The following is a 13,020-nucleotide window of genomic DNA, read 5'->3' on the forward strand; positions in this document are numbered from 1 at the left end:
CGCCTTGCCCCTGACCCGCACTGCGGACCTGCTGGCGAACGGCTCGCCGCCCGTGGCCGCGTTCAACGTCATCACCGTCGAGCACGCCGAGGCCATCGCGGCGGGCGCGGAGGCGGCGGGCCGCCCGGCCATCCTCCAACTCTCGGAGAACGCCGTGAAGTTCCACGGCGGCCGCCTGGCGCCCATCGCCTCGGCCGCCTCGGCCGTAGCCCGCGCCTCCTCCGCCCCCCTGGCTCTCCACCTGGACCACGTCGAGTCGGCGGACCTCCTCCACGCCGCATCCGCCCACGACTTCTCGTCCGTCATGTACGACGCGTCGAAGCTCCCCTACGCGGAAAACGTCAAGGCGACGGCCGAAGCGGCCCGCTGGGCCCACGCCCGGGGCCTGTGGCTGGAGGCCGAACTGGGCCGCGTGGGCGGCAAACCGGGCGATGCCCACACGCCGGGCGTCCGCACGGACCCGGCGGAGGCGGAGGCGTACGTCGCGGACACGGGCGTGGACGCGTTGGCTGTCGCGGTCGGCTCCACCCACGCGATGACGTCCCGCACCGCCGCCCTCGACCACACCCTGATCGCAACCCTCCGCGCCGCCGTCCCCGTCCCCCTCGTCCTCCACGGCTCGTCCGGCGTCCCGGACGACGAACTCCGCCGCGCGGTCGCCTCCGGCATCGCGAAGATCAACGTGGGCACGGCCCTCAACACGGCCTATACGGGCGCCATCCGCGCCTTCCTGGAGGCCCACCCGTCCACGGTGGACCCCCGCCGCTACCTCGCCCCCGCGCGGGAGGCGATGGCGGCGACGGTGGAGCGGATCCTTCGTGTGATCGGCTGACGCCGGGCAACCTCGTGGGGCGGCATGGTGCTCTGCCGGGCGTCCGCCTCGTCTCGGGCCCTTCGGGCCCAAAGAAGGCTGGCTACGGGAGGGGAGGGCCGGGGCCGGCTCGCGGGTGCGGGCGGGCCGGGACGGGACGGGAGGGCGGAGTGTGCAGGTCGGCGGCCGTGTGATCGTTGAATGTTTGATTGCGGGCGATTTGGTCGTGCGAGCGGCCCGGGATCGCCCGGGGCACGAACCAAATCGCCCGCTACCCACGGTTAATGGGGGCGGGCCCGCGCCCGGCGACGGGCATTGGCCCGCCCCCTCCCTCGCCGTAGCCCGCTTTCTTTGGGCCCGAAGGGTCCGAGACGAAAGGGGAAGTCGAACCCCGTCGGCACAGCGACGCGTCGCTCCTCGTACCACTCCAGCGGGTGCGCTCCCAGCCGCCCTCACCGGAGGGACCGGCGGCCTCGATGGCGATGCCGGACCACAGGGCCAGGACATGCGCCCGCTCGGTCAGCGCCGCGCCGCTGATGGCCTGGTCGAACTCGGCACGCACACCCTCGGGAAGAGCACGCCGGATCTCCGCGCTGGTGCGCAGCCGCCCGGGAGGATCGCATGACCGCTCGGCGGGTTGTGCGCTCATGCTGTGCGCTCCTCTCCGACGCAGCGATGCCGCAGCCCGCTGGATCGTACGGCGCCCTCCACCCGCCCGCGTGACCTCGATCGCTCCGAGGCGCCGTTCAGACGGCCAGGCGCCACATGCTGGTACTCGTACCCCAACGACTGAGGTTGTGGAGCCCGAGCGCGATGAGAGTGGCGGCCGAGCGGTCGGCCCGCTCCCGGTCGCGCGGTGGCGCGGTGACCGCCACCGGGGGCTCCGGCATGCGCAGCGCGGCGTAGTCCGTGAAACGGCGCGCGCCGCAGTCGCGGCAGCGCGCCTCGCCGTCGCCCGGCTCCCAGCCGGAGCGGTGCTCGCAATGCCGCACCAAGCGTCCTACGGCTCGCATCAGTTGCCCCTCCTCGGTGCGGGCGCGGAGTGCGCCACGATCCAGTGCGTGTACGCGGCAGCGGTGGCGTTCCGCGAGCGGGTGACGTCGCCGCCCTCGGCGGCGTTCCTCTTGGCTGCTTCGAGCGCGGCGCACTCGTCGCAGCCGGTCTGGTAGGGGCGCAGGCCGGCGGCCTGCCGCTCCTCCCGGGTCGCCAGGCGCAGGGCACTGGGCGGTACGCCCCAGGGGTCACCGCCGCTCAGCGCACGCACCCGTACGAGGTCATCGGCGGCCTCCGCGACCTGTACGAGGACGCCGTCGCGCACGTCCACCACGTAGCTGCCTGCTCGGTATGTCACTGCCGGACCCCTTTGCACCTGTCCTCTATAGACACCTTGGAGCTACGAGAAATATCATTGCAAATTTTCAACTCATAGTTCCCACTAAAGAGTTAACCGGCGTACCCACGCTGACGGTTGTCGTAGAGTCGAGCCCCGAAAGTGAGGGAGGTGATCACTTGCCGGACCCTGTGCCCGCCCTGATGCGCCGACGCCTCGGAGCAGAGCTACGGACGATGCGGATTCGGGCGGGCCTGAGTCTCGTGAAAGCCGCCAAGCTGCTCGGCGTAACGGGCGCACCAAGCCTGAGCAAGATCGAAAACGGCAAGCTGCGCGCCGACCTCGATAGGTTCTTCCGCGTGTACGGCATCAAGGACGAGGCACGCATCGCCGAGGTCCGGAGGCTCGCCAAGCTCGCGGAAGTGGGCCGCCGGAGAGGCTTGTTCGCCCAATACGGCGATGTCATCTCCGATTCGTTCGCCGACGTCATCGAGCTCGAAGAGCTGGCGAGCCAGGCCGACACCTACGCGGCACTGGTCGTTCCGGAGCTGCTGCAGACGATGGACTACGCCTGCGCGGTCATCGAAGGCAGCCGAGCCTGGAGCACCACCCGCCAGGCGAGGGCCTTCGCCGAACTACGGATGAAGCGCCAACACGCACTGACTCGGCGCCAGTTCGAAGACCGGCCCATGACGCCGCTCATGATGCGCTGCGTACTCGACGAGGCATGCCTGAGACGCCAGGCAGCAGAGCCGAGAGTCCTGCAAGGCCAGCTCAAGCGCCTACTGGACGTCTCCGAGATGCCGAACATCGAGATCCGGGTCATGCCGTTCAGCGCCGGGACGCACACCGGCCTCAACGGGGCGTACACCCTCTTCCACTTCGACGAAGGAGAGCCGGTGGTCGCCATCGAGCCGATGACGACCTCCTTCTACCTGGAGGAGGACGCCCACGTCGTACGCTACGAATCGGCGTTCAACCACCTGCGCGAGCAGGCCCTCGGCGCGGCCGACTCCCGCGACTTCATCAACAGCCTGATCAAGCAGGGGAGTTGAACAGACACGTCTTCCGGAAGAGCACCTACAGCTCCGGCAGCCGGAACTGCGCAGAGGTTGCCCTCCCCGGCAACACGGCAGATGTCCTGATCCGCGACTCGAAGCGCCCCGGCGCACCCGTACTCAGGCTGGGAGCGACCACCTTCGCCTTCTTCACGCGGGGGACCACAACCGGCCACCTCGCCCTGCGCGGATAGCGGGCAATCGGGTGTGCACACCAGTCCGTCATCACACCCAAAGTGCCCGCAATTCACAAGTCGACCACCACACGACCACCGCGCCGCGCATCAGGCCCGCAGCCCACTGCATGGCATGCGCACGAACGACTGGGCACCCGGAGACCGGCCCCGGCCACCCCCTGCCGTAGCCAGCCCGCTTTGGGCCCGAAGGGCCCGAGACGAGACGGGCAGCCGCTCGATCACCATGCCGCCCCGACCGGCGACGGCAAGGCCAGCGGGTGACCGGGACTGTGAGGCTATGACTTGTACCAGCCCGGGAGCAGCTTGATGCGGGCCACGTTGGCATTGCAACTACCCGACTCGCACGACAGCTTGATGTCGTTCTTGCCGTTGTTGAGCTGAACGTAGTTGTAGGTATACGACCAGCTGGTGCTGCCATAGCTCTTCAGCTTCACCGTGGTGTCGAGCTTCTTGCCGTTGATCCACAGCGAGCCGCTTGCGTCCCCGCCCGGTGCGCCGTATTCGACGTACACCGTGTAGTCACCCGCGCTCGGGACACTCACGCCGTTCCACTCGATCGAGGCACCCGGCTTCATGACGACATAGGTGCCACCATCCGACGGCGCCCCCTTGACGTCCTTGGACGTGGTCGCGCCGCCGCCCAGGCGGAGGGTCCCGGCGTCCCGCTGCAGGTCCTTCACCGGCTTGCCGGTCGGCTTGTCGTCGCCGTCCTTCTTCTTCTCGTCCTTCTTCTTTTCCTCGGCGCTCGGCGACTGCGAGCCGTCCGCGTTCAAGGACGTGCTCTTGTCGTCGCCGTTGTCCTGGTTCAGGACAATCGCGGTGCCGATGCCGCCCGCCACGACCAGCACCACGGCTATCGCGGCTATGAGCAGCCCCCGCCGCTTCGGGCGGGGCTGCGAGCCGGGCGGCGCCGGGCGGGCCGGGGCGCCGCCGCCGGGGAGGGTCTCCGGGGCGGCGTAGTGCGGTGCCGGCTGGTGCTGCGGGGGGATGCCCGCGCCGTACGTACCACCGCTCGGCTGCGGGTTGTACTGGCGGGAGCCGACCGGGCGGACCTGGTTGTACGACGTGCGGGGGACGCCGGGCTGCGGGGCCTGGCCGCCCTGCGTGCCGCCGGCGCCGCCCTCCGAGCGGTAGAGGTGGGCGAACGGGTCGTCCTCCTCCGGCTTGCCCGTGCCGTCGGCGCCGCCGTTGTTACCGGCCGTCATCCCTTGTCACTCCCCACGTGATGTGCCCGTCGGCACCCACGTTGCTGTGCACCGGATCACGCGGTTGGCGAGGCCGGTTCGGCCGCCACGGTCCGGGGGCGGTGCCGTTCGGCGCAGCCTACCTCGGGCCACCCGCCCGCGCGCAGCCCGCACCTCGGCCCGGCCCTCAGCCCGCACGGCGTCCCGCCCGGGCCCGGGACCTCTTCTCGACGTACATCCGCTGGTCGGCGGAGCGCAGCACCTCGTCCGCGGACATGCCGCAGCCCGCCCAGCCGATGCCGAAGCTGGCCCCGACGCGGACCGCGCGGCCGTCCACCCGTATCGGGGGGATGATCGCGTTCCGCAGCCGGACGGCGAGGTCCTCCGCGTCGGCGAGACCCAGCCCGTCGGCCAGGACGACGAACTCGTCGCCGCCGAGCCGGGCCACCGTGTCGCCGTCGCGGACGCCGTCGGTCAGCCGGCGGGCGACCTCGATCAGGACGGCGTCGCCGGTGTGGTGGCCGAAGCGGTCGTTGATCGACTTGAAGCCGTCGAGGTCGCAGAAGAGGACGGCAAGGCCCTTGCCGCCGTCGTCGTTGTCCTCGTCGAGGGCGACGGTGTGGACGTGGTGGTCCGTGTGGTGGCCGAAGCCGCCCTCGATGCCGGCCGGGTAGTCGTCGACGAGCGTGTGGCCGCGGTCGGCCGCGTACGCCCCGTCCGCGCCCAGCAGGACCGGCTCGCCGAACGGGCCGCCGAAGGGGCTGCCCACGCCGACGACCTCCGCGAAGCCGTCGAGCCGGCCGAAGGGGCCGGGGGCGGCCTCCCGCTCGTCGCCGCCCGGCGGGCGGGAGCAGAGCCGGCTGCTGAGCCGGGCCCGCAACTCGGCGCTGTTGGGCAGGCCGGTGAGCGCGTCGTGGCTGGCGCGGTGGGCGAGCTGGAGCTCGTGCCGCTTGCGGTCCTCGATGTCCTCGACGTGGGTGAGCAGGAAGCGCGGGCCGTCGGCGGCGTCGGCGACGACGGAGTTGCGCAGCGAGACCCACATGTAGCTGTCGTCGCGCCGGCGCAGCCGCAGCTCGGCCCGGCCGCCCTCGGCGGAGGTGCGCAGCAGGGTGCCGACGTCGTCGGGGTGGACGAGGTCGGAGAACGAGAGGCGGCGCAGCTGGGAGACCGAGCGGCCCAGCAGCCGGCAGAGGGCGTCGTTGATGCGGTGCAGCCGGCCGTGCTGGTCGCCGCCCAGCTCGGCGATGGCCATGCCGCTGGGCGCGTACTCGAATGCCTGGCGGAAGCTCTCCTCGCTGGCCCGCAGCGCCTGCTGCTCGCGCTCCAGGCGGACCAGGGCGCGCTGCATGTTGGCCCGCAGCCGGGCGTTGCTGATGGCGATGGCGGCCTGGAAGGCGTACATCTGCAGGGCCTCGCGGCCCCAGGCGCCCGGGCGGAGGCCGTTGCGCGGCCGGTCGACGGAGATGACGCCGAGCAGCTCGCCGGTGGCGGAGCCGGCGGTGTACATGGGGGCGAGGAGCCGGTCCATGGGGTGCCACTCGTCGGCGAAGCCCGGGGCCGGGCCGGTGGTGCGCCACTGCGGGACGTCGTCCTCGTCGAGCACCCACCCCTCCGTGTACGGGATGAAGCGCAGCTCGCCCCAGCGCTCCCCCATCGACAGCCGGCGCTCCCAGGACACGCGTGATCCCACGCGGCCGGACAGGAACGCCTCGGCACTCGCGTCGCCCGCCACGGCGGCGACGACGAGGTCACCGTCCGGACGGACCAGATTGACGGCCGCGAGCTCGTACCCGAGCCCGTTCACCACACCCTCGGCGACCGTCTGCAGGGTGTCCGCGAGACTTCGCGCGCTATTCAGCTCCGCTACGGCCTGATGAACCTGCCTCAAGGTCGCCAGACGGACATACGGCTCCGACTCGGTTTCCATGGTTCGCTCTCCCCCGAGACCTCGACAGCGACTCTCCAGATTTTCTTGTCGTCCGTTTACACGGCCACTGAATCACAGCGAGCTGACAACTCGGTACACAGGGTCAACAAATAGGGCCTTATGTGACTCATGTCACAGGTCGATCTTGGTCGGAACGCTTCGGTAAATGCCGCCCATTGACCGTTCACGAATAGCAAATAAGGCAGCCCCTGCCGCGTTCCCGGAACGCTTCGCAGCGCGAAAGCGGAGCTGGCCCTAGTCCCTATTACCAGTCCGTCCCTGGTCCCGCAGCCCGATGCAACGGCCCGTCGGGGACGGCTAGCGTGCTGGGCGTGTTGCAGACGACTTCGCCCGCAGAGGCCCGCATACCGCATCCTGACGGTGTGACCGCCGAGGAATTCCGCGCAGCTCTCGCCCGCCTCGCCGCCGGTGTGGTGCTGGTGACGGCGCACGACCCCGAGGAGGGCCCGCACGGCGAGGATGTGGGGATGACGGCGACGGCGTTCCTCTCCGTGTCCCTGGATCCGCCGCTCGTGATGGTGAGCGTTCGCAACGATTCGCGCATGGAGGACCTGCTCGACCGGCAACCGCTGTGGGCGGTGTCCCTGCTCTCGGAGAGCCAGCGGCACATCGCGGGCCGCTTCGCGATGAAGGGCCGCGTCAGCGACCGGCTGCTCTTCGAGGACTTCCCCTGGGAGCGCGGCGAGGTCTCGGGCGCGCCCCTGGTACGGGGCTCGCTCGCGGTGGTGGAGTGCCGGACCGAGCAGCGGGTGGCCGCGGGCGATCACACGCTCTACATCGGCCGGGTGCTCGGCGCGGCCACCCCCAGCGCGGACAGCTCCCCCCTGATGTACTTCCGCGGCCGCTACCGGCAGCTGTCGTAGCACCGGACGACGCGTTCGGCGCCCGCCCGGTCGGCCCTGCCGCCGTCTGCTCAGCCGGCCCTGCCGCCACCCGGCGGGCGGCCTGCGGCTCCTGCGGGCGGATCGCCGCTCGGGCTGCCGCACCCGCCGCTTCGGCGGCGAAGGGCCGCCGAAGTGGGCGCCGAACGCGTCGGCTTGACGCGCGGACCACCGCCTCGGCGCACGAACGACGTACGGCCGCCGGCCGCCACGACCTGGCCCTACGCCCGACGCCCGAGCCGAAGCCCCGCGGCCTGTCCGGCCAACCGGCGACCCGCTGCACCAGCGGCGGCACACCCCCAGGCGGTGGTCCATCCGCTTCAACGGGCTCAACGGGGCGCCCGCCGCCCGGACATGGCCGCCGCCCCCGGCACAGCGCCCCCGCCCTCAGTCCCAGCGACCCGAGCGCCCCCGCTTCGTGTCCGACCGCTGCTTCTTCTCCCTGAGCCGCCGCTCGTTGATGCCGCGCGGGATCCGCGTCGCCCGCCGCGCCTTGGGCGGGGGTGCCGTCGCCTCGGCCAGCAGGGCGGTCATGCGGACCGCCGCCGTCTCGCGATTGCGCCACTGGGAGCGGTGCTCCGAGGCCCGTACGGTCAGCACGCCGCCCGTCAGGCGGCCGGCCAGCCGCTCCAGGGCGCGCTCCTTCCACACGGCGGGCAGCGCCTCCGTGGCGGCCAGGTCGAAGCGCAGCTCCACCTGACTGTCGCTGGTGTTGACGTGCTGGCCGCCCGGGCCGGAGGAGCGCGAGAAGCGCCACACCAGCTCCGCCTCGGGCAGGGCCACGGCACCGCGGATGACGTGGGGACCGGACATGGACCCATGGTCGCCCGCTGGGGGTGCCCATGTCACCTGGGTTTGTCCCACTCCGTCACCGACCTGGCATCAGAAACCGGTAAAGAAAGTAAAGAAGGGTGGAACCTCACCACCCCGACCGACGTTTACCCGGGTGACAGCGGCTCGCGCCGGCGGCGGCGCGAGCCGCGACCGACGAGAGCCGCGAGCCCGACGAGAAAGGGATCACTCCCATGCCTGTAAGCCTGTCCAAGGGCGGCAACGTCTCCCTCACCAAGGAGGCCCCGGGCCTGTCGGCCGTCACCGTCGGCCTCGGCTGGGACGTCCGCACCACCACGGGCACGGACTTCGACCTCGACGCGAGCGCGATAGCGGTGAACCCCGCCGGCAAGGTCTACTCGGACGCCCACTTCGTCTTCTTCAACAACAAGCAGACGCCCGACGGCTCCATCGTGCACACCGGCGACAACGTCACCGGCCAGGGCGACGGCGACGACGAGCAGATCAACGTCAACCTCGCCGCCCTGCCGGCCGACGTCGACAAGATCGTCTTCCCGGTCTCCATCTACGACGCCACCGCGCGCTCGCAGAACTTCGGCCAGGTGCGCAACGCCTACATCCGCGTCGTCAACCAGGCCGGCGGCACCGAGATCGCCCGTTACGACCTGAGCGAGGACGCGGCCACCGAGACCGCCATGGTCTTCGGCGAGCTCTACCGCAACGGCGCGGAGTGGAAGTTCCGTGCCGTGGGCCAGGGTTACGCCTCCGGCCTGGTCGGCATCGCGCAGGACTTCGGCGTCAACGTCTGACATTCCACGGGCGATTGAGCCGGATCAGGTGATTGAGCCGGACCGGACCATTGAGCCGGGCCGGGCGATCGATCCGGATCGCGCCACGAGGGCCGCTTTCCCGCCAGGGAAGCGGCCCTCCGCACTGCCATTGCCGAAACCGCCATTGTCGAAATGCATTCGAAAATGCAAGTACGCGCCCGGATTCTTTCGGCGAATATGTCAGGTGCCGGTCCCGAACGGATGAAGGGCCGCCGTTTCCCGGCCCCGGCCCCGTCGTACGGACCATCATCGGCCACGATGACGGACAGCGATAACCCCCAGGATCCGGACCAGGATCCCGGCCCGGATTCCGAGTCCGGCGAGGATTCCGGATCGGGCCCGGATTCCGGCTCCGGCCCCTTTCCGGCGCGGCCGGTCTGCCATTGGTGCCAGGGCTCCGGATTCGTCCCCCGCGTGCTGGCCCACCACCCCGGCCCCGACCCGTTCCGCGGTCCGGCCGAGACCGTCCACCGCACCGGCCAGTGCAAGCACTGCCGGGGCACCGGGACGTACGACTCGGCCCTCGACCCCACGATCGGCCCGGAGGAGCGCACGCCCCCGCGCGAACCCTGACGCGAGACCCGGCCCTGACGCGAACTCCTGGGACGCGCACTGGCCAAACAGGGCGAATGAGGCGATCCTGGAATTGTCAGGCACTCGCAAGGAGGACTCCATGTCCATGCTCGACAAGCTCAAGGGCCTGCTCAAGGGTCATGAGGACACTGCCCGGAAGGGCGTCGAAAAGGCCGGTGACGCATTCGACGCCAAGACCGGCAACAAGTACCAGAGCCAGGTCGACGAGGCCCAGCGCAGGATCAACGAGCAGCTCGGCAAGCAATCGCCCGACGACCGGTCCTGACGGAAGGAGCCCTTCCACCCACCACAGCCCGGAGACTCGCCACAGTCCGCCGACGCCTCACCACAGCCTGTCGATGCCGCCCGGGTACAGCCCGACGCGGCACCCCCGGAACGCGTCCGCGTCCCGCCGCGCCCGTGCCGTGAAGAATCCGGCCATGGTGACTTTGCCGAACCCGGGCCCGTCACTGGGGAAGGGATCCTCCGGCGTTCCGCCGACGAGGACGGTGCCCTCCAGCACCTCCCACCCCGCGCTCTCGTAGAAGCCCCGCAGGGGGCGGTCACAGGTGAAAAGGCCCAGGTCGACGCCTTGCGCGGCGATCCATTCACGGGCGGCGGCCACCAGCCGCCGCCCGTTTCCGCTGCCCCGGTGCGCCGGGTCGGTGACCACCGCGCTCAGCCCGGCGGCCCGGTAGACCCGGCCCGCGTGGGCGACGTCCTTGAAGAGGACGTCCAGCGCCGCCACCACCTCGTCCTCCGCTGAGCACAGCAGCATCGCCACCGGCCGCAGCGCCGGATCGTGCGGCCCGCCGCCGGGCCACTCCCGCTCGCGCAGCGCCTCGGCCGCGGCGGCCGCCCGGCCCGGTACGTCGCCCTCCGCATACGTCCTGACCCGCATGGATCCCCCGTACCCCGGTCCGTCTCCACCGGCCGGCGGTGCGGGGGATCCGGCATGCCCGAGGGGCTGTCCCACCAGCCTCGCAGGCCACTTCAGGCTCAACTGTGCCTCCCCTAAACCCGATCCGCCAACTCCGGCCGGAATTGGTCGTTCCAGGAAAACGACAGATCAAATCCTTGTTGCGCCCCTGTCAAAAGCGCTCAAGGGGTGGCACGCTCTCCTCACATTCGCTCCTGCACCTCTCGTACCAGCGGGCGGCCCCCACCCGGCTGCCCGAACCCCCCTCAGAGGAGACAGAGTTGAGACTCACCGCCACCCCCCGCACCACCGCCCTGCGTGCCGCCGCCCTCGTCGCCTCCGCCGCGATGGTCGTGGTCGGCGTGCAGACCGGAAGCGCGAGCGCCTCGGGTGACCGTGACAGCGGAGGACTTCCGCTGAGCCTCTCCGCCGGCCAGCGGGCCGCCGCCATCCAGGACGCCCAGGGTGCCGCCGCGTCCACCGCCGCCAGGATCGGGCTCGGCGACAAGGAGAAGCTCGTCGTCCGCGACGTCGTCAAGGACGCCGACGGCACCGTGCACACCCGCTACGAGCGCACCTACGACGGACTCCCCGTCCTGGGCGGCGACTTGATCGTCCATGAGACGAAGGCCGGGTCGCGCTCGGTCACCAAGTCGACCGACGCGAAGATAGCCGTGGCCTCGACGAGCCCGTCCCTGGCCCCGACGGAGGCCAAGAAGTCCGCGCTGAGCGCGGCCGCCGCAAAGAAGACGGCCAAGCCCGCCGGCCAGTCCCCGCGCAAGGTCGTCTGGGCCGCCCAGGGCAAGCCGGTCCTGGCGTACGAGACCGTGGTCACCGGCGTCCAGAAGGACGGCACCCCGAGCGAGCTGCACGTCATCACCGACGCGGCCAACGGCAAGAAGCTCTTCCAGTACGAGGGCGTCGAGACCGGCAGCGGCACCAGCACCTACAGCGGCACGGTGCCCCTGGACACCACCAAGTCCGGCTCGCAGTACCAGCTCGTCGACGGCAAGCGCGGCGGCCACAAGACGTACGACCTCAACCAGGGCTCGTCCGGCACCGGTTCGCTGTTCACCAACAAGACCGACACCTGGGGCGGCGGCCGGCAGACTGCCGGCGTCGACGCCCACTACGGCGCCGCCGTCACCTGGGACTTCTACAAGAACACCTTCGGCCGCAACGGCATCCGCAACGACGGCAAGGCCGCCTACTCCCGCGTCCACTACGGCAAGGGCTACGTCAACGCCTTCTGGCAGGACTCCTGCTTCTGCATGACCTACGGCGACGGCGAGGGCGACAAGAAGCCGCTGACCGCCGTCGACGTGGCCGCGCACGAGATGAGCCACGGCGTCACCGCCGCCACCGCCAAGCTGGTCTACAGCGGCGAGTCCGGCGGCCTCAACGAGGCCACCAGCGACATCTTCGGCACCGCCGTCGAGTTCTCCGCCAACAACAAGGCCGACGTGGGCGACTACCTCATCGGCGAGAAGATCGACATCTTCGGCAACGGCAAGCCGCTGCGGTACATGGACAAGCCCAGCAAGGACGGCCAGTCGAAGGACAGCTGGTACTCCGGCCTCGGCGGCATCGACGTCCACTACTCGTCCGGCCCGGCCAACCACTTCTTCTACCTGCTCTCCGAGGGCAGCGGCAAGAAGACGATCAACGGCGTGACCTACGACAGCCCGACCGCGGACGGCTCCAAGGTCACCGGCATCGGCCGCGACAAGGCCCAGGCGATCTGGTACAAGGCGCTGACCACCCAGTTCACCTCCAACACCAACTACGCCAAGGCCCGCACCGGCACCCTCGCCGCCGCGGCCTCGCTCTACGGCAACAACAGCGCGGAGTACAAGGCGGTGGCCGCGGCCTGGACCGCGATCAACGTCAAGTAGTCCCGCCCGACGGCTGAGCCGCCCCCGGAGGCCGGGGGCGGCTCAGCCGTGACACCATCGACGGCGTGATCGACCTCGGCTACTCCCTCTCCCGCCGCTTCCCCGACCCGCCGCAGACGGACTACCGCACCGCCGACGTGCGCACCCTGCGGCACGACCTGTTCTGCGGCGACGTCTACCTCGCCGACACGAAGGAAGACCGGGAGCTGTCCACAGCCTGGGGATGGGTGCCCGTACTGGACTTCGCCTGGGCCCTGTGCGACATCGTCGAGGAGCTCGACCGCGACCCCCGCGGCTCCCGCTCGGCCGCCCCGCAGTACGCGGAGCTCGACTTCACCGAGTCCAGCGACCGCATGCTCTTCGAGCGCCGCTTCGGCTGGGTCGAGGTCACCGCCGACTGGGCGCCGGCCGACGAGCCCCCGCTCGTCCTCGACCACCGCGCGCTGCGCCGCGAGGCCCGGGACTTCCTGCACGACCTCGTCGCGGACCTGACCGACATGCACGAGGGCCTCGACGAGAACCCGGCCGTCTGGACGCTGCTGAGCCGCTTCCCCCGGGTCTGACGCCCGGTGCACGCTGCCGTCGCCCGGCCGCCCCGGCGG

General features: G+C 70.9%; 16 protein-coding genes. 9 read left to right on the plus strand and 7 right to left on the minus strand.

From position 1 onward, the window contains the following. The first annotated feature begins 4 nt into the window (after positions 1–4). Positions 5–832 carry a class II fructose-bisphosphate aldolase gene (locus I5Q34_RS17760; RefSeq protein WP_199893267.1) on the plus strand — a complete coding sequence of 276 codons (828 nt, stop codon included), beginning with the start codon at positions 5–7 and terminating at the stop codon, positions 830–832. A 250-nt stretch (positions 833–1,082) separates the two neighbouring features. On the opposite strand, the gene I5Q34_RS17765 is transcribed toward I5Q34_RS17760, so the two are convergent. The 3 genes from I5Q34_RS17765 to I5Q34_RS17775 all read right to left on the minus strand — a co-directional run bounded on the left by I5Q34_RS17765 (position 1,083) and on the right by I5Q34_RS17775 (position 2,162). After that, complete coding sequence (locus tag I5Q34_RS17765; protein ID WP_199893268.1) at positions 1,083–1,460, minus strand: hypothetical protein; 378 nt, start codon at positions 1,458–1,460, stop codon at positions 1,083–1,085. Between the two features lie 97 nt (positions 1,461–1,557). Next, entirely contained in the window at positions 1,558–1,824 is a 267-nt protein-coding gene (locus I5Q34_RS17770) for a DUF6255 family natural product biosynthesis protein (protein ID WP_199893269.1), read from the minus strand. Continuing rightward, positions 1,824–2,162: a hypothetical protein gene (locus tag I5Q34_RS17775; protein ID WP_199893270.1), complete on the minus strand. Its 339-nt coding sequence runs from the start codon at positions 2,160–2,162 to the stop codon at positions 1,824–1,826. The genes I5Q34_RS17770 and I5Q34_RS17775 overlap by 1 nt, the downstream gene beginning before the upstream one ends. A 182-nt stretch (positions 2,163–2,344) precedes the next feature. Here I5Q34_RS17775 and I5Q34_RS34790 point away from each other — a divergent pair, with 182 nt between their 5' ends. Beyond that, a complete protein-coding gene (locus I5Q34_RS34790; protein WP_267911977.1) occupies positions 2,345–3,196 on the plus strand; it encodes a helix-turn-helix transcriptional regulator in 852 nt (283 codons plus the stop codon). Continuing rightward, positions 3,193–3,393 (plus strand): DUF397 domain-containing protein, encoded by a 201-nt coding sequence (locus tag I5Q34_RS34795; protein WP_234429064.1) that lies wholly within the window; start codon positions 3,193–3,195, stop codon positions 3,391–3,393. Before I5Q34_RS34790 ends, I5Q34_RS34795 begins: the two co-directional genes overlap by 4 nt. Before the next feature lie 278 nt (positions 3,394–3,671). Here the strand turns inward: I5Q34_RS34795 and I5Q34_RS17785 are convergent, their stop codons facing one another. Together I5Q34_RS17785 and cdgB are read right to left on the minus strand one after the other, a co-directional pair. After that, positions 3,672–4,601, minus strand: a complete 930-nt coding sequence (locus I5Q34_RS17785; RefSeq protein ID WP_199893271.1) for a carbohydrate-binding protein — start codon at positions 4,599–4,601, stop codon at positions 3,672–3,674. A 166-nt stretch (positions 4,602–4,767) separates the two neighbouring features. Then, positions 4,768–6,507, minus strand: a complete 1,740-nt coding sequence (gene cdgB, locus I5Q34_RS17790) for a diguanylate cyclase CdgB (protein ID WP_199893272.1) — start codon at positions 6,505–6,507, stop codon at positions 4,768–4,770. Positions 6,508–6,839: 332 nt separating this feature from the next. Here cdgB and I5Q34_RS17795 point away from each other — a divergent pair, with 332 nt between their 5' ends. After that, the gene (locus I5Q34_RS17795; protein ID WP_277965521.1) at positions 6,840–7,391 is read left to right on the plus strand and encodes a flavin reductase family protein; all 552 of its coding nucleotides are present in this window, start codon (positions 6,840–6,842) and stop codon (positions 7,389–7,391) included. Positions 7,392–7,796: 405 nt separating this feature from the next. Here I5Q34_RS17795 and arfB read toward each other — a convergent pair whose 3' ends face one another. Further along, entirely contained in the window at positions 7,797–8,222 is a 426-nt protein-coding gene (gene arfB, locus I5Q34_RS17800; RefSeq protein WP_199893274.1) for an alternative ribosome rescue aminoacyl-tRNA hydrolase ArfB, read from the minus strand. Between the two features lie 212 nt (positions 8,223–8,434). Here arfB and I5Q34_RS17805 point away from each other — a divergent pair, with 212 nt between their 5' ends. The 3 genes from I5Q34_RS17805 to I5Q34_RS17815 all read left to right on the plus strand — a co-directional run bounded on the left by I5Q34_RS17805 (position 8,435) and on the right by I5Q34_RS17815 (position 9,890). After that, the gene (locus I5Q34_RS17805) at positions 8,435–9,010 is read left to right on the plus strand and encodes a TerD family protein (RefSeq protein WP_199893275.1); all 576 of its coding nucleotides are present in this window, start codon (positions 8,435–8,437) and stop codon (positions 9,008–9,010) included. Positions 9,011–9,289: 279 nt separating this feature from the next. Continuing rightward, complete coding sequence (locus tag I5Q34_RS17810) at positions 9,290–9,604, plus strand: hypothetical protein (RefSeq protein WP_199893276.1); 315 nt, start codon at positions 9,290–9,292, stop codon at positions 9,602–9,604. Between the two features lie 100 nt (positions 9,605–9,704). Next, positions 9,705–9,890 (plus strand): antitoxin, encoded by a 186-nt coding sequence (locus I5Q34_RS17815; protein ID WP_199893277.1) that lies wholly within the window; start codon positions 9,705–9,707, stop codon positions 9,888–9,890. A 57-nt stretch (positions 9,891–9,947) separates the two neighbouring features. Here I5Q34_RS17815 and I5Q34_RS17820 read toward each other — a convergent pair whose 3' ends face one another. Continuing rightward, positions 9,948–10,505, minus strand: coding sequence for a GNAT family N-acetyltransferase (locus I5Q34_RS17820; RefSeq protein ID WP_199893278.1), 558 nt, complete (start codon positions 10,503–10,505; stop codon positions 9,948–9,950). 365 nt (positions 10,506–10,870) lie between these two features. On the opposite strand from I5Q34_RS17820, the gene I5Q34_RS17825 reads away from it, so the two are divergent. Continuing rightward, on the plus strand, positions 10,871–12,418 hold the full coding sequence (locus I5Q34_RS17825) for a M4 family metallopeptidase (RefSeq protein WP_374193037.1): 1,548 nt from the start codon (positions 10,871–10,873) through the stop codon (positions 12,416–12,418). 65 nt (positions 12,419–12,483) lie between these two features. After that, entirely contained in the window at positions 12,484–12,981 is a 498-nt protein-coding gene (locus tag I5Q34_RS17830; RefSeq protein ID WP_199893280.1) for a hypothetical protein, read from the plus strand. Positions 12,982–13,020: the final 39 nt, after the last annotated feature.

The organism is Streptomyces sp. AV19 (assembly GCF_015999245.1).
GTDB lineage: Bacteria > Actinomycetota > Actinomycetes > Streptomycetales > Streptomycetaceae > Streptomyces.